15 protein-coding genes, 2 tRNA genes and 1 pseudogene are annotated in these 18,584 nt (G+C 70.9%); 3 read left to right on the top strand and 15 right to left on the bottom strand.

The window, feature by feature from the left end:
* Positions 1-7: 7 nt before the first annotated feature.
* The 6 genes from ACFC09_RS33215 to ACFC09_RS33190 form a co-directional block, all read right to left on the bottom strand.
* Positions 8-2,716: a ComEC/Rec2 family competence protein gene (locus ACFC09_RS33215; protein WP_376534385.1), complete on the bottom strand. Its 2,709-nt coding sequence runs from the start codon at positions 2,714-2,716 to the stop codon at positions 8-10.
* Positions 2,717-2,937: 221 nt separating this feature from the next.
* Positions 2,938-3,852, bottom strand: coding sequence for a helix-hairpin-helix domain-containing protein (locus ACFC09_RS33210; RefSeq protein ID WP_376534383.1), 915 nt, complete (start codon positions 3,850-3,852; stop codon positions 2,938-2,940).
* Positions 3,853-4,588: 736 nt separating this feature from the next.
* Entirely contained in the window at positions 4,589-5,434 is an 846-nt protein-coding gene (locus ACFC09_RS33205) for a DegV family protein (protein ID WP_376534381.1), read from the bottom strand.
* A 73-nt stretch (positions 5,435-5,507) separates the two neighbouring features.
* Positions 5,508-6,293, bottom strand: a complete 786-nt coding sequence (locus tag ACFC09_RS33200) for a hypothetical protein (protein WP_376534379.1) — start codon at positions 6,291-6,293, stop codon at positions 5,508-5,510.
* A gap of 154 nt (positions 6,294-6,447) precedes the next feature.
* Complete coding sequence (leuS, locus tag ACFC09_RS33195; protein WP_376534377.1) at positions 6,448-9,378, bottom strand: leucine--tRNA ligase; 2,931 nt, start codon at positions 9,376-9,378, stop codon at positions 6,448-6,450.
* 607 nt (positions 9,379-9,985) lie between these two features.
* Positions 9,986-10,058 (bottom strand) — tRNA-Ala (locus ACFC09_RS33190).
* Positions 10,059-10,196: 138 nt separating this feature from the next.
* Here ACFC09_RS33190 and ACFC09_RS33185 point away from each other — a divergent pair.
* Positions 10,197-11,423 carry a glycosyltransferase 87 family protein gene (locus ACFC09_RS33185; protein ID WP_376534375.1) on the top strand — a complete coding sequence of 409 codons (1,227 nt, stop codon included), beginning with the start codon at positions 10,197-10,199 and terminating at the stop codon, positions 11,421-11,423.
* Here ACFC09_RS33185 and ACFC09_RS33180 read toward each other — a convergent pair.
* Both ACFC09_RS33180 and ACFC09_RS33175 read right to left on the bottom strand, forming a co-directional pair.
* A complete protein-coding gene (locus ACFC09_RS33180) occupies positions 11,402-11,635 on the bottom strand; it encodes a hypothetical protein (protein WP_376534373.1) in 234 nt (77 codons plus the stop codon). The two genes, ACFC09_RS33185 and ACFC09_RS33180, sit on opposite strands and share 22 nt — an antisense overlap.
* Positions 11,636-11,638: 3 nt before the next feature.
* Entirely contained in the window at positions 11,639-11,812 is a 174-nt protein-coding gene (locus ACFC09_RS33175; protein WP_376534371.1) for a hypothetical protein, read from the bottom strand.
* 523 nt (positions 11,813-12,335) lie between these two features.
* On the opposite strand from ACFC09_RS33175, the pseudogene ACFC09_RS33170 reads away from it, so the two are divergent.
* Positions 12,336-12,431: pseudogene (locus tag ACFC09_RS33170) on the top strand (transcriptional regulator); the annotation flags it as partial.
* 271 nt (positions 12,432-12,702) lie between these two features.
* Here ACFC09_RS33170 and ACFC09_RS33165 read toward each other — a convergent pair.
* The 7 genes from ACFC09_RS33165 to ACFC09_RS33135 form a co-directional block, all read right to left on the bottom strand.
* Positions 12,703-12,775: transfer RNA gene (locus ACFC09_RS33165), tRNA-Ala, on the bottom strand.
* Between the two features lie 113 nt (positions 12,776-12,888).
* The gene (locus ACFC09_RS33160) at positions 12,889-13,563 is read right to left on the bottom strand and encodes a histidine phosphatase family protein (RefSeq protein ID WP_376534369.1); all 675 of its coding nucleotides are present in this window, start codon (positions 13,561-13,563) and stop codon (positions 12,889-12,891) included.
* Positions 13,554-14,000, bottom strand: coding sequence for a ribosome silencing factor (gene rsfS, locus ACFC09_RS33155; RefSeq protein ID WP_376534367.1), 447 nt, complete (start codon positions 13,998-14,000; stop codon positions 13,554-13,556). The genes ACFC09_RS33160 and rsfS overlap by 10 nt, the downstream gene beginning before the upstream one ends.
* A gap of 165 nt (positions 14,001-14,165) precedes the next feature.
* On the bottom strand, positions 14,166-15,875 hold the full coding sequence (locus ACFC09_RS33150; protein ID WP_376534365.1) for an LCP family protein: 1,710 nt from the start codon (positions 15,873-15,875) through the stop codon (positions 14,166-14,168).
* Between the two features lie 16 nt (positions 15,876-15,891).
* Positions 15,892-16,578: a nicotinate-nucleotide adenylyltransferase gene (nadD, locus tag ACFC09_RS33145; protein WP_376534363.1), complete on the bottom strand. Its 687-nt coding sequence runs from the start codon at positions 16,576-16,578 to the stop codon at positions 15,892-15,894.
* Between the two features lie 79 nt (positions 16,579-16,657).
* A complete protein-coding gene (locus ACFC09_RS33140) occupies positions 16,658-16,822 on the bottom strand; it encodes a hypothetical protein (RefSeq protein WP_376534361.1) in 165 nt (54 codons plus the stop codon).
* 153 nt (positions 16,823-16,975) lie between these two features.
* The gene (locus ACFC09_RS33135) at positions 16,976-17,137 is read right to left on the bottom strand and encodes a hypothetical protein (RefSeq protein ID WP_376534359.1); all 162 of its coding nucleotides are present in this window, start codon (positions 17,135-17,137) and stop codon (positions 16,976-16,978) included.
* Between the two features lie 101 nt (positions 17,138-17,238).
* On the opposite strand from ACFC09_RS33135, the gene ACFC09_RS33130 reads away from it, so the two are divergent.
* Entirely contained in the window at positions 17,239-18,369 is a 1,131-nt protein-coding gene (locus tag ACFC09_RS33130) for a M48 family metallopeptidase (RefSeq protein WP_376534459.1), read from the top strand.
* The last annotated feature ends 215 nt before the right edge of the window (positions 18,370-18,584 follow it).

The raw sequence follows: 18,584 nt of genomic DNA, 5'->3' as shown, positions 1-18,584 counted from the left end.
CCAGTCCTCACTCGCGCGTCACCCGCAGTTCCCCACCCGACTCGCCCGATCCGGCGACCGCGAGCGAACCGTCCCGGTCCGTGCGCAGCACCACCGCCCCCGCCGCCCGCAGCGCCGCCACGGTGCTGGGCGCCGGATGGCCGTACGGGTTGTCCACGCCGCACGAGACCAGCGCCACCCGCGGTGCCACCAGCCGTATCAGCTCGGGGTCCTGGTAGGCCGAGCCGTGGTGAGCGACCTTGAGCACGTCCACCCGGGCCAGCCCGGCCGCCGCCGGAGACCTCGACAGCGCCTGCTGGGCCGGCGGTTCCAAGTCGCCGAGCAGCAGCAGTCGCAGCCCGGCCGACCGGACGAGCAACGCCACGCTCGCATCGTTCGGACCGTCCGGTTCCGGTCCCCGGCCCGGCGGCGGCCACAGCACCTGCCAGGTGAGCGGACCGGTGCGCCGCCGTTCTCCGGCGACGGCGCGGGCCACCGGGACATGCCGCCGAGCCGCCTCCCTCCTCACGAACTCCACCTGCTCCGCGGGTTCTTCGAAGCCGGTCGTCTCGATCGCGGCCACCGAGCGCCCGCGCAGCACACCGGGCAGTCCCGCGACATGGTCGGCGTGGAAATGGGTGATCAGCAGGAGCGGGACACGGGTGATGCCGAGGTCCCGCAGGCAGCGGTCGACCAGTTTCGGATCGGGTCCCGCGTCCACGACCACCCCGCTGCCCTCGCCCACCGCGAGAACCGTCGCGTCTCCCTGCCCGACGTCACACATCGCGTACTTCCAGCCGGACGGCGGCCAGCCCGTGATCACCCGGGTGAGCGGCACCGGCCGTATCACCAACAGCAGGAGCAGCAGTACGCAGACCCCGCACCACCACGGGTGCCGCAGCAGCCGCCGTCCGACCAGCACGACGGTCACCGTGACCGCGGCGAGCAGCAGCGCCCCCGTCCAGTTGCCCGGCCAGTCCACTCCCCCACCGGGCAGCGCGGCCCCGGTCCGGGCGACCCGCGCGATCCAGTCGGCCGGCCAACTCGCACACCAGGCGAGCGCCTTGGCCACGGGCATCGCCAGCGGCGCGGTGGCCAGCGCCGCGAATCCCAGCACCGTGGCGGGCGCGACGGCGATCTCGGCGAGCAGGTTGCACGGCACCGCCACCAGGCTCACCCGCGCCGACAGCACGGCGACGACCGGCGCACACACGGCCTGCGCCGCGGCGGCCGCGGCCAATGCCTCCGCCACCCGCCGCGGCACCCCGCGTCTGCGCAGCGATGCGCTCCATCCCGGCGCGAGCACCAGCAACGCACCGGTCGCCAGCACCGACAGCAGGAAACCGTAGCTGCGGGCCAGCCACGGATCGTAGAGGACCAGCAGCAGTACGGCCGTCGCCAGCGCGGGGACCAGGGACCGGCGGCGTCCGGTGGCCAGGGCCACCAGCGCCACGGCTCCGCAGGCCGCCGCCCGCAGCACGCTCGGATCGGGGCGGCACACGACGACGAAACCGAGCGTGAGCGTCCCCGCGAGCAGTGCCGTGCTCCGCAGTGAGAGCCCGAGGCGCGGCGCGAGTCCGCGGCGTTCGGCGTGCGCCGCCAGGCCGGGCGGTCCGACGAGCAGGATGAGCAGGATGGTGAGATTGCTTCCGGAGACGGCCAGCGTGTGGGCCAGATCCGTCTCCTTGAATGCCTCGTCCAACTCGGGGGTGATGCGAGAGGTGTCCCCGACGACCAGTCCGGGCAGCAGCGCCCGCGCGTCGGCGGACAGTCCCTCGGTCGCCGTACGCAGCCCGGCCCGCAGCCGGCCCGCCAGTCGCTGCGGCCCGTTCGGTTCGTCCACGATCTCCGGCGCCTGAGCCTCCGTGACCCGTAGCACGGCGGCCAGCCCGTCGCCGTCCGCCAGCACGGGGGCCAGCCGCGCACTCACTCGCAACCGGGTCGAGGGCAACAGACCGAGCCAAGCCGAACGCGCACGGCGCGGGCCGCCTTCGGAGGCACGTCCGGGCCCCGGAACGTCCGGACGCACCGTTGCCGGGGCATCCGGGCGCGCCGGTGCCGGGACGTCCGCGTCCACGATCATCAGCACGGGTGCCCGGGTCGTCATCGCCGTCCCATCGGTCCGCTCCACGCGCCGTACCTCGGCGTAGGCCAGCACGGCGGCCGGGGCGGTGTGGTCGCCTCGCACCCGTGGTCTGCTGAGCCAGGGGTCGGAGCCGAGCCGGACCTCCGCGGTCACCGTGGCATAGCGGCGGGCCAGCTCCGGCACCGGTCCCCGGTGGGTGTCCGCCCCGTGCAGTCCGCCGGACACGGCCGCCGCGGCCACGCACAGCAGTACGGCGGCTACCGAGGTCCGGGGCCAGGTGAACCAGGCGGGCGGGCTCGCCGGCGGCGGGGAATCCACGGGCGGGCCGTTCGCCTGCCCTGTCGCGCGGCGAGGGCCGACCCGGCCGCTACGGGTCAGCAGCAGCACGAGCGCCACGATCAGCGCTCCGACCGCGACTCCGGCAGTCCATGGCGGTGGGGTGTCCAACGTGACCGCCGCCGTCACCCAGGCCGCCAGCGCGGGCGGCACGAGACGCAGATCCGTCGGCCCCTCCTGGCGGGGGTGCGCGTCGCCGAGTCGGCGCCCGGAGGCCGCGTGCACGGCGGGGCGGGTGGACGGTGTGTTCATGGAGATGGCGGCGGTGACGGGTCGGCCATCGGCGCCTCCGGACACCGTGGCATCGGACAGCATGGGCCCAAGGGCGGTACGCCGAGAGGCAGTGGCCTCAGAGGCAGTGAGTTCAGAGGTGGTCGCCTGAGGGGCGGTGGGTTGAGGGGCGGTGGGTTGAGGAGCCGTGGGCTGAGGAGCAGTGGGTTCAAGAGCAGCGGGCTCAGGAGCAGCGGGCTCAGGAGCGGCGGGCTCAGGAGCGGCGGGCTCAGGAGCGGCGGGATTCAGGGCGCTGGGCTCGCGGTTCATGGCAGCACCAGATTCCTCAGGTCGGCGAAGCGCCGGTCGCCGATGCCGTTGACCTCGCGGAGTTCGTCGACGGAGCGGAATCCGCCGTGCTGGGTGCGGTACTCGATGATGTGCCGGGCCAGCACGGGGCCCACCCCGGGCAGGGCGTCGAGTTGGTCCACGGTGGCCGTGTTCAGCGGGACCGGGGCCGCCGGGGCACCCGCTCCCGGCGCGATGCCCGCCGGATCCGATCCGGTCGCCCCGCCGAATCCGGGTCCGGCCGCCGCCCCCGGAGCGCCGACGACGATCTGCTCACCGTCCACCAGGAAACGAGCCCGGTTGAGGCCGTCGGTGTCCGTGCCCGGACGCACTCCGCCCGCCGCGCTCAGGGCGTCGACGACCCGTGAACCCGCAGGCAGCCGATGGATTCCGGGCTTGCGGACCTTCCCGCTGACGTCGACCACGATCTCCGCGCCCACGGCCCCCTGCACAGCTCCGGCCAAAGCCCCCGGCCCCGGACTTCCGCCCGCACCGGCCCTCCCACCCGCCTCACTCTCCTCACCCCGCCCGCCCTCCGCGCCCTTGGCCTCTACAGCGAACGGCGTCTGCGCCCTTACCACTTCCGGTGCGCGTACGGACTGGGTGCGACCGGTCCAGAAGTGCTGCACGGCGAACACTGCGGCCACGGCGAGCAACACCGAGAGCGCGATCACACCCCGTCGCTCCAGTCCGCACCTGGCCTGCAACCACACCGGCATCCGCTCCCGCAGGGCAATCCCGATGCGCTCCCGCCAGCCCGGTGTGGCCGACTCGTCCAGGTCGTCCGAGTCACCCGGATCGTCCGGGCCATGCCAGCGGCCTGCATGATCCCGGTCATCCCGGTCATCCGGGTCACCCGGGTCACCCGGGTCGTCCGCTCGTAGGATGTTCACCCCAGTCATGGCATCGGGCTTCGGCGGCGCGGGCATGGCCGCCGGCCGCGCCGGATTCATGCCGGGTGCTGTTGCGCACACCCTGCCGGTCAGCGTCGGCGGAGGAACACGAGACCGTGCAACCGGCGGTCCATGGCCCGACTCCCGAGGCGCAATTGGCTCCCGGCACCCGCCGGACTCGCTGCGCGCGCCCGATCCGCGGCGCGCGCCCGGCTCCATGCGTGCGAGCGCCTTCTGGCTGACAACCGGCTTCTGGCGTTCAACCGATCCCCGCCGTTCATCCGATCCACGGGGTTCACCAGATCCACGGGGTTCACCCGGCTGTCGGCCTTCGTCCGGCTCCCCGCGTTCCTTCCATGTCCGGCCTACCTCAGCGCGTTCGCCGAAGAGGATTTCCGCGCGGCGGCGCAGTTCCTCCGCCCGTGCGTGCCGTCGGCGGGCGTAGCGGTGAACAGGTGGACGCCGCTGCCGGGTGCGGCCGTCGGAGGCGGGACCGCGGCCCGGTCCGCTGGTCGGGGTCGTGATGCGTGAGTGTGATCGAAGTGACATGCGACGAGGATCGGGCATCCCGACGGTTCGCGATGATCTTGCTCAATTCCCGGGGATTACCCGCCGGTTGTGGAAAACCCCATCACCCACACGAGTGCACGGCACGGCCGGCTACAGCTACAGCTACAGCTACAGCTACAGCTACAGCTACAGGAGTCACGGGTTGGCCGTCCCCCGCGCATGCCCGTCACCTCGGCGAGACGACGGCGCCGAGCAACCCGGGCCCGGTGTGCGCGCCGATCACCGCTCCGACCTCGCTGACGTGCAGGTCGGCCAGCCCAGGTACCCGTGCTCGCAGCCGTTCGGCGAGGGCCGAAGCCCGATCGGGTGCGGCGAGATGGTGGACGGCGATGTCGGCCTCGGCGCCGCCCACCCGCTCGACGACGATCTCCTCCAGGCGGGCGATCGCCTTCGACGCCGTACGCACCTTCTCCAGCAGCTCGATGCGGCCGCCTTCCAGTTGCAGCAGCGGTTTCACGGCGAGGGCGGAGCCCAACAGGGCCGCCGCGGCGCCGATGCGGCCGCCGCGGCGCAGATAGTCGAGCGTGTCGACGTAGAAGTAGGCGGAGGTGCCCGCGGCCCGTTTCTCGGCCGCGGTGACGGCCTCGTCCATCGTGCCGCCCGACTCCGCCGTCCCGGCGGCGGCGAGCGCGCAGAAACCGAGAGCCATCGCGACCATCCCGGTGTCCACCACCCGGACCGGCACCGGAGCCTCACGGGCCGCGACGACTGCGGCGTCGTACGTACCCGACAACTCGGCGGAGAGGTGCAGCGAGACGATGCCCGTGGCGCCGGACTCGGCCACCGCGCGGTAGGTCTCCGCGAACATCGACGGGCTGGGGCGGGAGGTGGTGACGGGGCGCCGTTTCTGCAGTGCCTGGGCCAGGGAACGGGTCGAGATCTCGGTGCCCTCTTCGAGCGCCTGGTCGCCGAGGACCACGGTCAGGGGTACCGCGGTGATGCCATGCCGCTCCATCGTCCGGGGCGGCAGGTAGGCCGTTGAATCGGTGACGATCGCGACATGGCGGGACATGAGCTGGAGGTTACCTGGCGTATAGCCCGCATCGCAGCCCGCCCCCTCACACCTGCGCCGGGTGCCGGTGAGATCAGGTGGTGCTCTCGGGCCGTGGCTTCTTCTGCCACGGGTAGGCCGGACGCCCGCCGGGCGGTTTGATGGCCGGGCGGGGTTGTTCCCCCGCGGGTTCGGATCGCTCGGACCGGGACCAGGTCTGCGGGCCGTTCGAGCCGTCGCCTGCGGGGACTTCGGGCCATGGGGGCGACGCGGACGACGCGGGTCCCGGCTGCTGTCCGGGCTGGGTCGGAGAAGCCGCGGGAGGTGTCGGCTCGTCGCGCTGCCAGTGCCGCAGCGCGCCCGCCTCGACGTCGATCTGCGCGCTCAGCGCGTCCAGGTCGTCTTCACCGAAGCGCTGCGCGCGGTCGAGGGCGGCCCACCGCAGCGCGTCCGCGGACTGGGTGATCCGCTCGGTGCGCCGGCGCAGTTCGGGCAGGCGCGCGGCGAGCGTGGCCCGGTCCGGCTCCGACTCCAGGCGCTTGAGTTCGTGGTCCAGTTCCTGCCCGTGCGCGCTCAGCCGCTCGAAGAGACCGAGCGATTCCCGCAGCGCCGTGTCCTCCGCCACGCCCGCGCGCAGCGTGTCCTGCGTGGCCCGCATCGAGGTGCGCAGGTCGAGCCGGAGCTTGGCCACCTCGCCGACCGGGCCCGGCTGGGCGAAGGACTTCGCACGCAACGTGTGGTCCTCGACCGTGCGACGGGCCTGTGTGACCGTACGGTCGATGCCCCGTTTGGCCGCGCCGATCGCCTTGATCGTGACATACCCGCCCAGAAGGACGCAGAGCAGAAAGAGCACGGCGAACACTGCGATCACTGCTTCCACGACGCTCCTCCTCCGACCTCGCGACGCGACCCGCCCCGCTCCTCCACGGTAAACGCAACAGGCAGGCCCGGGGTTCCAGAAAAACCCCGAACCTGCCCGTAGGGGACGCCCCGGAGGCGGCGTCCCCGCGCATGCGTCCCAGCCGTCCCCGCGCTTACGCCGGGACGATGTTCACCAGCTTCGGCGCCCGCACGATCACCTTGCGGATGGCGGCACCCTCCAGTGCGGCGACGACCTTCTCGTCGGCCAGTGCCGCCTTCTCCAGTTCCTGCTCGGAGATGCCCGGCGGAACCTCCAGACGGGCCTTGACCTTGCCCTTGACCTGGACGACGCAGGTCACGGTCTCGTCGACGACGTACGCCGGGTCGGCGACCGGGAAGTCCCGGTGGACGACGGTGTCGATGCGCCCCAGCCGGTGCCACAGTTCCTCGGCGATGTGCGGGGCCAGCGGCGCGACCATCAGGACCAGCGCCTCGGCGACCGACCGCGGCACCGTGCCGGTCCGCCGCCCGCCACCGGCCTCAGCCGACGCTCCCGCGGCCCCTCCTCCGTACACCTTGGTCAGGTGGTTGTTCAGCTCCGTGACCTTGGCGATGGCGGTGTTGAAGCGCAGGCCCTCCAGGTCCTGCCGGACGCCGTCGATCGTCTTGTGCAGGGCGCGCAGCGTCTCCTCGTCGGGTTCCGCGTCGGAGACGGTGACCTCCCCGGTCGTCTCGTCGACGATGTTGCGCCACAGCCGCTGCAACAGGCGGAACTGGCCGACCACCGCGCGCGTGTCCCACGGCCGGGACACGTCCAGGGGCCCCATCGCCATCTCGTACAGGCGCAGCGTGTCGGCCCCGTACTCGGCGCAGATCTCGTCGGGCGTCACCGCGTTCTTCAGGGACTTGCCCATCTTGCCCAGCAGACGGGTGACCTTCTCGCCCTGGTAGTAGTAGGCGCCGTCGCGCTCCTCCACCTCGGCGGCGGGCACCGCGATGCCGCGGCTGTCGCGGTAGACGTACGCCTGGATCATGCCCTGGTTGAACAGCTTGTGGAACGGCTCCGCGGAGGAGACGTGCCCCAGGTCGTACAGGACCTTGGACCAGAAGCGGGCGTACAGCAGGTGCAGTACGGCGTGCTCGGCGCCGCCGACGTACAGGTCGACGCCGCCGTGCGGCATGCCCTCGCGCGGGCCCATCCAGTACCGCTCGATCTCGGGGTCGACCAGTTTCCGGTCGTTGTGCGGGTCCAGGTAGCGCAGCTCGTACCAGCAGGAACCGGCCCAGTTGGGCATGGTGTTGGTCTCGCGGCGGTACTTCTTCGGCCCGTCGCCCAGGTCCAGGGTGACGTTGACCCAGTCCGCGTTGCGCGACAGCGGCGTCTCGGGCCGGGTGTCGGCGTCGTCCGGGTCGAAGGTGCGCGGCGAGTAGTCCTCGACCTCGGGCAGCGCCAGGGGCAGCATCGACTCGGGCAGCGCGTGGGCGGTGCCGTCCTCGTCGTAGACGATCGGGAAGGGCTCGCCCCAGTAGCGCTGGCGGCTGAACAGCCAGTCACGCAGCCGGAAGTTGACGGTGCCCTCGCCGATGCCCTTGCGCTCCAGCCACTCGGTGATGCGCGCCTTGGCGTCGGCGACGCCCAGGCCGTCCAGCTTCACGTCCTCACCGGAGGAGTTGACGATCTTCGCGTCGTACGAGGCGAAGGCGTCGTCCCAGGTGGACGGGTCGGTGTCGCGGCCGTCGGACGGCTCGACGACGCACCGGATCGGCAGCTCGAAGGCGCGCGCGAAGGCGAAGTCACGGGTGTCGTGAGCCGGGACGGCCATGATCGCGCCGGTGCCGTAGCCCATCAGTACGTAGTCGGCGATGAAGACGGGGATCTTCTCGCCGTTGACCGGGTTGGTGGCGAAGGCGCCGGTGAAGACACCTGTCTTGTCCTTGGCCTCGGCCTGGCGTTCCACGTCCGACTTGGCGGCGGCCTGCGCGCGGTAGGCGGCGACGGCGTCGGCGGGCGTGGTGTGGCCGCCGGTCCACACGGCGTGGGTCCCCTCGGGCCAGGCCGCCGGGGTGAACTTCTCGACCAGCGGGTGCTCGGGGGCCAGCACCATGTACGTCGCGCCGAACAGGGTGTCCTGGCGGGTGGTGAAGATCGTGATGTGCTCGCCGTCGATCGGGAAGTCGACGCGGGCGCCCTCGGAGCGGCCGATCCAGTTGCGCTGCTGCAGCTTGATGGCCTCGGGCCAGTCCAGCTCCTCCAGGTCCGTCAGCAGCCGGTCGGCGTACGCGGTGATGCGCATGTTCCACTGCCGCAGCTTGGCCTTGAAGACCGGGAAGTTGCCGCGCTCGGAGCGGCCGTCGGCGGTGACCTCCTCGTTGGCCAGCACGGTGCCCAGGCCGGGGCACCAGTTGACGGGCGCGTCGGAGGCGTAGGCCAGGCGGAAGTCACCCAGGACGTCGGCGCGCTCGGCGGCGGTCAGCTCGTGCCACGCGCGCGTGTGGCCCGGTACGGCCCGCTCACCGGACTCGAACTGGGCGATCAGCTGGGAGATCGGGCGGGCCTTGGCGGCTTCGTCGTCGTACCAGGAGTTGAAGATCTGCAGGAAGATCCACTGGGTCCACTTGTAGTAGTCCGGGTCGATCGTGGCGAAGGACCGGCGCTTGTCGTGGCCCAGTCCCAGCCGGCGCAGCTGGGACTTCATGTTCTCGATGTTGGCCTCGGTGGACACGCGCGGGTGCGTGCCGGTCTGCACGGCGTACTGCTCCGCGGGCAGGCCGAAGGCGTCGAAGCCCAGGGTGTGCAGGACGTTGTGGCCGGTCATCCGCTGGAACCGGGCGAAGACGTCGGTGGCGATGTAGCCCAGGGGGTGACCGACGTGCAGGCCCGCACCGGAGGGGTACGGGAACATGTCCATGATGAACTTCTTGGGCTCGGCGACCGTCGCGGGATCGCCGGCCAGGTCACCCTTGGGGTTCGGCGCGGCGTACGTGCCCTCGGCGTCCCAGAAGTCCTGCCAGCGTGCCTCGATGTCAGCGGCCATGGCAGCCGTGTAGCGGTTCGGCGCCACCTCCGCCGACGTGGCGGAAGCGGCGGGGTTCGTCTCGCTCATGATCCTCAAAGCTCCATAGGTCGTCTCTGCCTGCGGAAACGAAAAATCCCCTCACACAGGAGGGGACGCCGCGCCGATGCCGACCACGGGATTCACCGGCGGTCGGGACTGATCAGCGCGGCCCGCTAAGCAGAAGGCGTACGGCACGCATGGCGACAGACTACCGCAGCCCTTGAGCGAGCCGCGACGGGCTTCCGTACGCCTGGTCGACACGACGAGCACTGAACCACATGAAGTTGTTACTTCGCGTAACACCCGCCAAGGGGCGTCGCAACACTCGCGTCGTCCTTTGGCGCCACGCAATGACTCAAACCTCGTACTGATGGGTTCGACGCCGCTCGGAGTGCGGCAGTGGGATCCACCCCAGAAGATCCCAGAAGATCTACGTGGACTGGACGCCGCGCCGGGGCCGCGGGACGTCCCGCGCCAACCTTCCGGCCCCTCCCAGGGCCGTGGTCGACGCGGCCTGGGCCGCCGAGCACGTGAACGGCGGGGTCGTCCGGGCCCGGGTGGCCCGCCGGCCGCACCCGAACGGGCCGCCGCACGAACGGACCCCGCATACGCAGAAAGCGAACCATCCATTCGGATGATCCGCTTTCTCGTTCTGTGGAGCTAAGGAGAATTGAACTCCTGACCTCCTGCATGCCATGCAGGCGCTCTACCAACTGAGCTATAGCCCCTCGCGGTCACGCGGCCAAGCCGCTTGCCGACCGTGCCGCCCGATCTCCCTGGCGGCGACGCCAACATTACACGGTCGACGGGGTGCACCACCAAATCGTTTCCTTTCTGCGGCGGTACGGCAGCTATTGTCGCCCTTCATGATCGTGATCGCGCCCTCCGGAACCCGCCGTCGCGTGCCGGTCGCCCTGGGGGCGTGCCTGGTCTCCTTGGCCGCGTTCTGGATCGCGCAGTGCGCCGCACACGTGTCGATGATCGACCTGCTGGTGTACCGGGCCGAGGGAGCGACCGTTCGCGCGGGAGGCGATCTGTACGCCCTGCGGGCGACCAAGGTAGGGCTGCCCACCACGTACCCGCCGTTCGCGGCCCTGGTGTTCACGCCGCTGACCCTGCTGGAGTCCGCCCAGCTGCGCGTCCTGGCCACGCTGGGAAACCTGGTCCTCCTGGTGGTGCTGGTACGGCTGTCGCTGGGACTCGTCGGGCACGCGCGCGTGGAGAGCGTCTGGTGGATCGCCGCGGCGGCCGTGTGGTGCGAACCGGTCTGGACGACGCTGCGCTACGGACAGATCAATCTGCTGCTCGCCGTCCTGGTGCTGTGGGACCTCTCGCGCCGCTCCGCCGGCGGCCCGAACCGCTGGGCGGGCGCCGCTCTCGGGCTGGCCGCCGCCGTCAAGCTGACACCCGCGCTGTTCGTGGTCTTCCTGGTCGCCACCGGCGTCGTGGCGCGCCTCAGGGGCGGCGACGGGGGGCCGTGGCTGAGGCACGCGCGCGGGGCGGTCGTCGCTTTCACCGGCGCGACCCTGCTGGCGGTGGCCGTCCTGCCGTACGACTCGTGGCGTTTCTGGACCGACATGGTGTTCCGCACCGGCCGGGTGGGGCACGCCGAGGACACCGCCAACCAGGCCCTGCGCGGCGTTCTGGCCCGGCTGCTGCACACCGGTGCGCCGGGCGGCCTCTGGGCGCTGCTGGCGGCCCTGACGGCCGTGGCCGGGCTGTGGCTCGCGATCACCGCGGAGCTGCGGGGGCGACGCTCCTGGGCGGTGGTCGCCTGCGCGGTGACGGCGCTGCTGGTCAGCCCCGTGTCGTGGTCGCACCACTGGGTGTGGTGCGTGCCCCTGGTGGTGGTGCTGTGGTGCGACGGCCACCGAGTGACGGCCGTGGCCTGCGCGGCCGTGTTCTGTTCGTACGGTCTGTGGTGGGTGCCGCACGGCAGTGGACGGCCCGAACTGCACCAAGGGGGCGCCGAGTTGATGCTGTCGGCCCTCTACGGGGCGTGCGGTCTGCTGTTCCTCGTCCTCGCCGGACACCGCCTGGGGCGGACATCGTCGCCTACGCCCGGCGCCGGTCAGGCAGTGACGAACGAGTAGAACCGCTTGAGGGTGCAGTGCTCCTCCAGGAGGCGGCCGTAGATCGGTTCACCCTCCAGTTCGCGGTACGTCTCGATGGGGTCGCCCTTTATGATCAGCGCCCGCGCGCATTCCTCGCACCAGTACTGGTAATCCGGGTTGATCGGCTCCATGTCTCGGACGATCGGCGTGCCGTGCCCGCACCAATCGCACTTTCGCCGGTGTGCACCCATCGATCAGCTCCAGCTGTGGCCGCAGGCCGTGCACACGTACGAGATTCCGCCGTTGTCGCCCAGGACTTGGGCCACATGCGCGGAACCACAGGAGGGGCAGTCGAGCCGGGTGGCCGTGTCCCGTATCAACGCCGCGTCGAGGAGGTGGCCGACCTCCTCAAGGATGCTCGCAGGCATCGCTACTCCCTCCCGTCGGGCCGCGCCCCCTACCGGCGGTTTGATTCTGCCACGGCCAGGCCAATACGGTCAGCGACGCCTCAGTACCAGTCCGGACACGGCAGCGGGCGCGGCCGTCCTGGCCGGCGGACGACGTTCGTGATGACGATGTCGAAGACCGTCACGAAAAGGGCTGTGAGCACGAGCGCGAGCGGCAGCCGGGGCCCATTGTCAGTGGCGGGTAGTTCACTGTCCTCAGGGCTCGAAACGGATGCGGGACCTGGTTCAGCCGGGATGCCGTCGTCATGCCGTCGAGCCTGGTGACACGCCGGTGCGGGTGCCGAGAGGCCGCCGATGCCGGTGCTGTCGGCAGCCGGCAGCGGACAAGTCGGGCGCCGGCGATGTGATGTGGGGTACGACGGCGGAAGGACGAGGAAGGGCGGGGAGCGATGGCGGGGGAAGGAATGACGCGGCGCATGACGACGCGTGAGGTGATGGCGGGGCGGGCGGGAGCACGCCGCCGGTCCGGGCTTGCCGCGTTTTCATGGGCGCGCCCGCGGCGGCCGGTCCGCACCTCGCCGAGTTGTGGGCGAGCGCCGCCGTGGCATCGCCGGGGCCACGGGTGAAGACGTTCCGTCACAGGGCGGTCGGTGAGCTGCGGATGACGTCGCAGTCGCTGTCGCTCGACGGGATGCCGGAGTGCCGGAGTGCCGGATCGTGGCCCGCGTACGGAGAGCGGCGAGGCGCGCGGGAGGAGAGCGTCGCTGAGCGAGTGCGGACAGCGGCTGTGCCGCCGACGGACGAGGGGGGGCGCCGAAATCATCTGTCCATGGAACGAAGAAAATCCCGCCCACTGAAGGGGACGGGATCCTCATCACCGATCTTTGACAACTCAACAGAGTGTCGATCAGTGGAGCTAAGGAGAATTGAACTCCTGACCTCCTGCATGCCATGCAGGCGCTCTACCAACTGAGCTATAGCCCCTTGTTCCACGCAGTGAGCCGCATGGTGTCCCGCCCCGTTTGGCGGGGCGAACAAGAAGAACTTTAGCCTGTGACCTGCCGGAAAGTGAAATCCACGTCCCCCCTCCGACAGGCTCAGTCGTCGTCGCCGAGGACGGCCTCCGGGAGGGTGCCCGCGTTGTGCTCCAGGAGGCGCCAGCCGCGGGCGCCCTCGCCGAGGACGGACCAGCAGCAGTTGGAGAGACCGCCGAGACTCTCCCAGTGCTGGGCCTCCAGGCCGAGGAGGCGCCCGATGGTGGTGCGGATGGTGCCGCCGTGGCTGACCACCACGAGGGTGCCGTCCTCGGGCAGCTTCTCGGCGTGCCGCAGCACGACCGGGGCCGCCCGGTCGGCGACCTCGGTCTCCAGTTCGCCGCCGCCGCGGCGGACCGGCTCGCCGCGCTTCCAGGCGGCGTACTCCTCGCCGTGGCGGGCGATGATCTCCTCGTGCGTCAGCCCCTGCCAGACGCCCGCGTAGGTCTCGCGCAGCGCCTCGTCCCGGGTGACGTGGAGGCCGGTGAGCGCGGACAGCTCGGCGGCGGTGTCCGTGGCCCGTTGAAGGTCCGAGGCGACGATCGCGTCGGGCCGCAGGGAGGCGAGCAGCCGGGCGGCGCGGCGGGCCTGGCCGATACCGACCGCGGTCAGCTCGACGTCTGTGGTGCCCTGGAAGCGGCGCTCCACGTTCCAGGCGGTCTGACCGTGCCGCCACAGGATGACGCGCCGCCCCCGGCCGACACGGTCGGTCACCTCGCCGGTGGCGCTCATCGCCATTCGCCCTGTGTTTCGGCCGTGTCCTCGGCGGCCTGCTGCCGGGCGTACTCCTCGGCCTTGCCCCGGGTGGCCTTGGCGTCGGCCGGCAGCTCGATCTCGGGGCAGTCCTTCCACAGCCGCTCCAGGGCGTAGAAGATGCGCTCCTCGCTGTGCTGGACGTGGACGACGATGTCGACGTAGTCCAGCAGGATCCAGCGGGCCTCACGGTCTCCTTCGCGGCGCACCGGTTTGACGCCGAGCTCCTTCTGGAGCCGCTCCTCGATCTCGTCGACGATCGACTTGACCTGGCGGTCGTTGGGCGCGGAGGCCAACAGGAAGGCGTCCGTGATCGACAGGACATCGCTCACGTCGTAGGCGATGACGTCGTGGGCGAGCTTGTCGGCGGCTGCCTGGGCAGCGGTGTTGACGAGTTCGAGGGAACGGTCGGTGGCGGTCACTACGTAGCTTTCGGTCGGGGGCGGAGATCGGGAGTGTGGGGCGACCCCCGCACGGCACAGTTCGTCGGCGGTCACTCGCCATCAAGGGTCTCACGGACCGTCCGGGGCACCCCACGTGATTATCGGATCACCTGGGGTGCCCGCACCGCCTTCCGGTGCCGTCCGTCAGGAGGACGACGGCTTGTAGTCCTGGCCGAGGACCACCGAGACGTCGGTGTTCGAGCCGACCGTGCCCTTCGCCACGGCGCTGTCGGGCAGCCCCAGGGTCTTGGCGACCTCGGAGGCGTCGTCCTTGTGGGAGGTGTCCGAGTAGAGCACCTTCGACGTGGCCTGGGCGGTGCTGTCGGTGCCGCCGTCCTGGAAGGTGAAGCCGCCGTTGAGGAGGACCACGCGGGCCTTGTCCGAGTCGCCCTTGACGCCGGTCGCGTCCTGCACGGAGACCCGGACGGCGGAACCCTGGTCGGGGCTTTTCGCGGTGCCGCCGAGGATGTTCTTGATGACGTCGGAGCTGGTCTGGGCGCTCAGTGTGCCGTCCGACTGCACGGGCAGCAGCGCCGTCTTGTAGTCGCCGCCCTTGGCGAGGTCGGCGAGCCTGGCGAGGAAGGCGCCGAGGTTCTTGTCGGACAGCGGCGGCTCGATGATCTGCCCCAGCGTCTGCACGGTGACGGTCGCGCCGTCGGCGTCGGACGACATCTTGCGCAGCACGCCCTGGAGCACCTGGCCGAACCGCTCCAGCTGGGCGTTGTCGGACTCGCCCGTGGCGCGGTAAGTGGCGTAGGCGACGGCCGCCTTGCCGCTGAGGGTCTGGTCCTTGCCCTTGTGGACGAGGGGAGCGGTGCCCTTCTTCTTGCTGTCCGGGTCGGGGACGTCGGCGTTGGTGTCGACGTCGATGTTGCCGACGAGTTCGACGAGGTTCTGCAGGTAGGGGGTGTCGAGCCGCCAACTGCCCTCGATGCTCGTGCCGAGGACGGTGTCGAGCTGGTCGCGGGTACCGGCGGAGCCGTCGTCGTCGACCGATTTGGCGAGGGTCGTCACGCCGCCGGAGTCGTCGGACAGGGAGAGCGAGTTGGGCAACAGGACGGTGGTGCCCTGTTTGGTGGTGCTGTTGTCGACGAGCAGCGCCGTGGAGGTGCCGCCCTTCGCGGTGTTGTGCAGGTGGACGACGATCACCTCGCGCTTCTGGTCGCCGACCGCCGTCGAGGTGCCGTCCTTGGCGCCCGACGAGGGCAGGCCGGGCAGCTTTCCGGCGTACCAGAGGTAACCGACGCCGCCGGCCACGACCAGGGCGAGGACGACGACCAGGGCGAGGACACGGCTGCGGGCGCGGCGGCGGGCCTCCTCGCGGCGCTCGGTGCGGTTCTCCGTGAACTTCAGCCAGTCGATGACGTCCTCGGAGTCGCCGTCCGGCTCCTCCACGAAGGCGAACTGCTCGGTGTGGTAGTCCCGTTCACGGGCGGCCGGGCCGTCGTCGTCCGGCACCTGGGCCGGGCCGGGCTGCTGCGGGATGTGGGCGGTCTGCTCGGCGACCAGGGGCTGCTGGGTGCTCGCCGCCTGCCCGTAGCCGTAGGCGTCGTGGGACGCCGTGCCGCCGGTGGCGTGCGTGCCGGTGCCGTACGGGTCGTAGCCGGCCTGGGAGCCGTAGGAGGGGGCCTGGGGCTGCGGGCCGGTGTCGTACGGGTCGTACGTCGGCGTGGGCCGCTGCTGCTGTCCGGTCGCGTACGGGTCGTAGCCGTAGCCCTGCTGCGCGTACGGGTCGTACGCCGGCTGCTGGGGCTGCTGGGCCGGGATCTGGCGGTACACGGGCCGTCCGTACTCGTCATAGCCGACGAGTTCGTACTGGTCGCTCCCGTACCCCGGGTCGTTTCGGTCGTTCACCGGTGCCCCTCTCGGCTCACTCGCCGCGGTACAGCTCGCGCTTGGCGATGTAGCGCACGACTCCGTCCGGCACCATGTACCAGATGGGATCCCCCTTGGCGACTCTGCCACGGCAGTCTGTGGAGGAGATGGCCAGTGCGGGAACTTCGACGAGCGAGACACCGCCCTCCGGGAGCCCGGCGTCGGTCAGGTGGTGGCCGGGGCGGGTCACCCCGATGAAGTGCGCGAGGGAGAACAGTTCCTCGGTGTCGCGCCAGGTCAGCAGTTGGGCGAGGGCGTCGGCGCCGGTGATGAAGAAGAGGTCGGTGTCCGGATTGAGCGCGCGCAGGTCGCGCAGGGTGTCCACCGTGTACGTGGGGCCGCCGCGGTCGATGTCGATGCGGCTCACCGAGAACTGCGGGTTCTCGGCGGTCGCGATGACCGTCATCAGGTAGCGGTCCTCGGCCGGGGAGACCTTCCGGTGCGACTTCTGCCAGGGTTGGCCGGTGGGCACGAACACCACCTCGTCGAGCTGGAACTGCGCGACGACCTCGCTGGCCGCCACGAGGTGCCCATGGTGGATCGGGTCGAAGGTCCCGCCCATCACACCGAGACGGCGCTTGCCGGTGTGCGCGGGGCCGCCGCCCGGCCTGTGCTGCGGGGTCCGCACCGTGCTGTTCTCCGCGTCGCACGCCGGACCGGTAGGCATGTCCTGCTCTCCCATGCGTGCAGACCCTACCGGCCCGGTCCCCGGGCCCCGCCCGCCAGACCCCCGGATACGGCCGTGGGGCCGGCCGGCGGGCTCAGCGGTCGCGGTTGAAGCGGGTGGTGATCCACAGCAGCAGAAGCAGGACGAGGAAGGCGCTGCCACCGGTCACGAGCGGGTCGAGGCTGGGGTGGTTGCCGCCGCGCTCCTCGCCCTCGGCGGCGACGGTGACCAACTGGACGGCAGTGGTGTGGAAGCTCATCTTCGGCAGGACCTATCCGGTGTGGGCGGGATAAAGATGTCGGCTCATGGTAAAGGGACGCCGCTGTGGCGCTCACGCCGACTCCACCTTGGGCACGGCGGAGGGCGCCCCCCGATGCTCACCGGGGAACGCCGGGGGAACCTTCCCAGGGACTCAGTCGTCCTTCTGTTTGTACCCACGCAGCAGGAACCACGCGGTCAGCACACAGCCCAGAACCATCACCACCAGGACGATCCGGAGCAGATTCCCCGCCCCATGTTGTTGTGCGGCGACGGCGGCCTCGGCCAGCCGGGCGGTTGCGGGGTTGTGCTCCATGACGTGGACTCCTTCGGCTGTACTGCCCGTCCACGGTATCTCCGCCTAGGCTGGGCCCTGCCTCGGGGGCTCATCGGCACACAACGCACATGGGGGACGACATGACCGACAGCGGCCATGAGCACAACGGGCACGAGCACGTGCCGAGCAGGCAGCGCAGGCGCTTCCCCGGGATCTCCTCGCGTGCGTACGAGCACCCCGCCGACCGCAGCGCCCTGGTGGCGCTGCGGCGGCTGAGCGGCTTCGACACGGTGTTCAAGGCCCTCAGCGGGCTGCTTCCGGAGCGCAGTCTGCGCCTGCTGTTCCTGTCCGACTCGGTGCGCGTCTCGGAGCAGCAGTTCGCGCATCTGAACGACATGCTGCGGGACGCCTGCTACATCCTGGACCTGGAGAAGGTCCCGGCGATGTACGTGAACCAGGACCCGCAGCCGAACGCGATGTGCATCGGTCTGGACGAGCCGATCATCGTCGTCACCACCGGCCTGGTCGAGCTGCTCGACGAGGAGGAGATGCGGGCGGTCGTCGGCCACGAGGTGGGGCACGCCCTGTCGGGGCACTCGGTGTACCGCACGATCCTGCTGTTCCTGACCACCCTCGCGCTCAAGGTGGCCTGGATTCCGCTGGGCAATCTCGCGATCATGGCGATCGTGACCGCGCTGCGGGAGTGGTTCCGCAAGTCGGAGCTGTCGGCGGACCGGGCCGGTCTCCTGGTGGGGCAGGATCTGCGGTCCTCGATGCGGGGCCTGATGAAGATAGCCGGTGGCAACCATCTGCACGAGATGAACGTGGACGCGTTCCTGAAGCAGGCCGAGGAGTACGAGGCGGGCGGCGACCTGCGCGACTCGGTACTGAAGATCCTGAACGTGCTGCCGCGCTCCCACCCCTTCACCACGGTCCGCGCGGCCGAGCTGAAGAAGTGGGCCGAGACCCGCGACTACCAGCGGATCATGGACGGTCACTATCCGCGACGCGGTGAGGACAAGGACGCCTCGGTCAGCGACTCGTTCAAGGAGTCGGCTGCCAGTTACGCCGACGACGTGAAGAGTTCCAGGGATCCGCTGATGAAGCTGGTCTCGGACATAGCGGGCGGGGCGGGGAACCTGGGCAGCCGGGTCCGGCGGGGCTTCGACGGCTTCACCAGCTCTCCGAAGGACCAGCGGCCCAAGGACACTCCGCCCGGGGACACGCCGCCCAAGGACACACCGCCCGGAGACGGCGAGAGCGACGGCTGACCCCACCGCCACCACGGCGACAGCTCTCGCCACCACCCCCACAACGGCACTCGTCACCGCCCCGGGAACGGCTCCCGCCACCGTCACGGCGACGGCTCCCGTGACCACCACGCTGACGGCCCGCGTGACCACCACGCCGACGGCTCCCGCCACCGTCACACCGACAGCGCTCGTGACCACCACCCTGACGACCCCGGAACCACCGCGCTGACGCC

Origin of the sequence: Streptomyces sp. NPDC056161 (genome assembly GCF_042268025.1) — a bacterium.
GTDB lineage: Bacteria > Actinomycetota > Actinomycetes > Streptomycetales > Streptomycetaceae > Streptomyces.
Note: the sequence above shows the minus strand (reverse complement) of the source record. Positions and strands in the feature narration are given on the sequence as shown.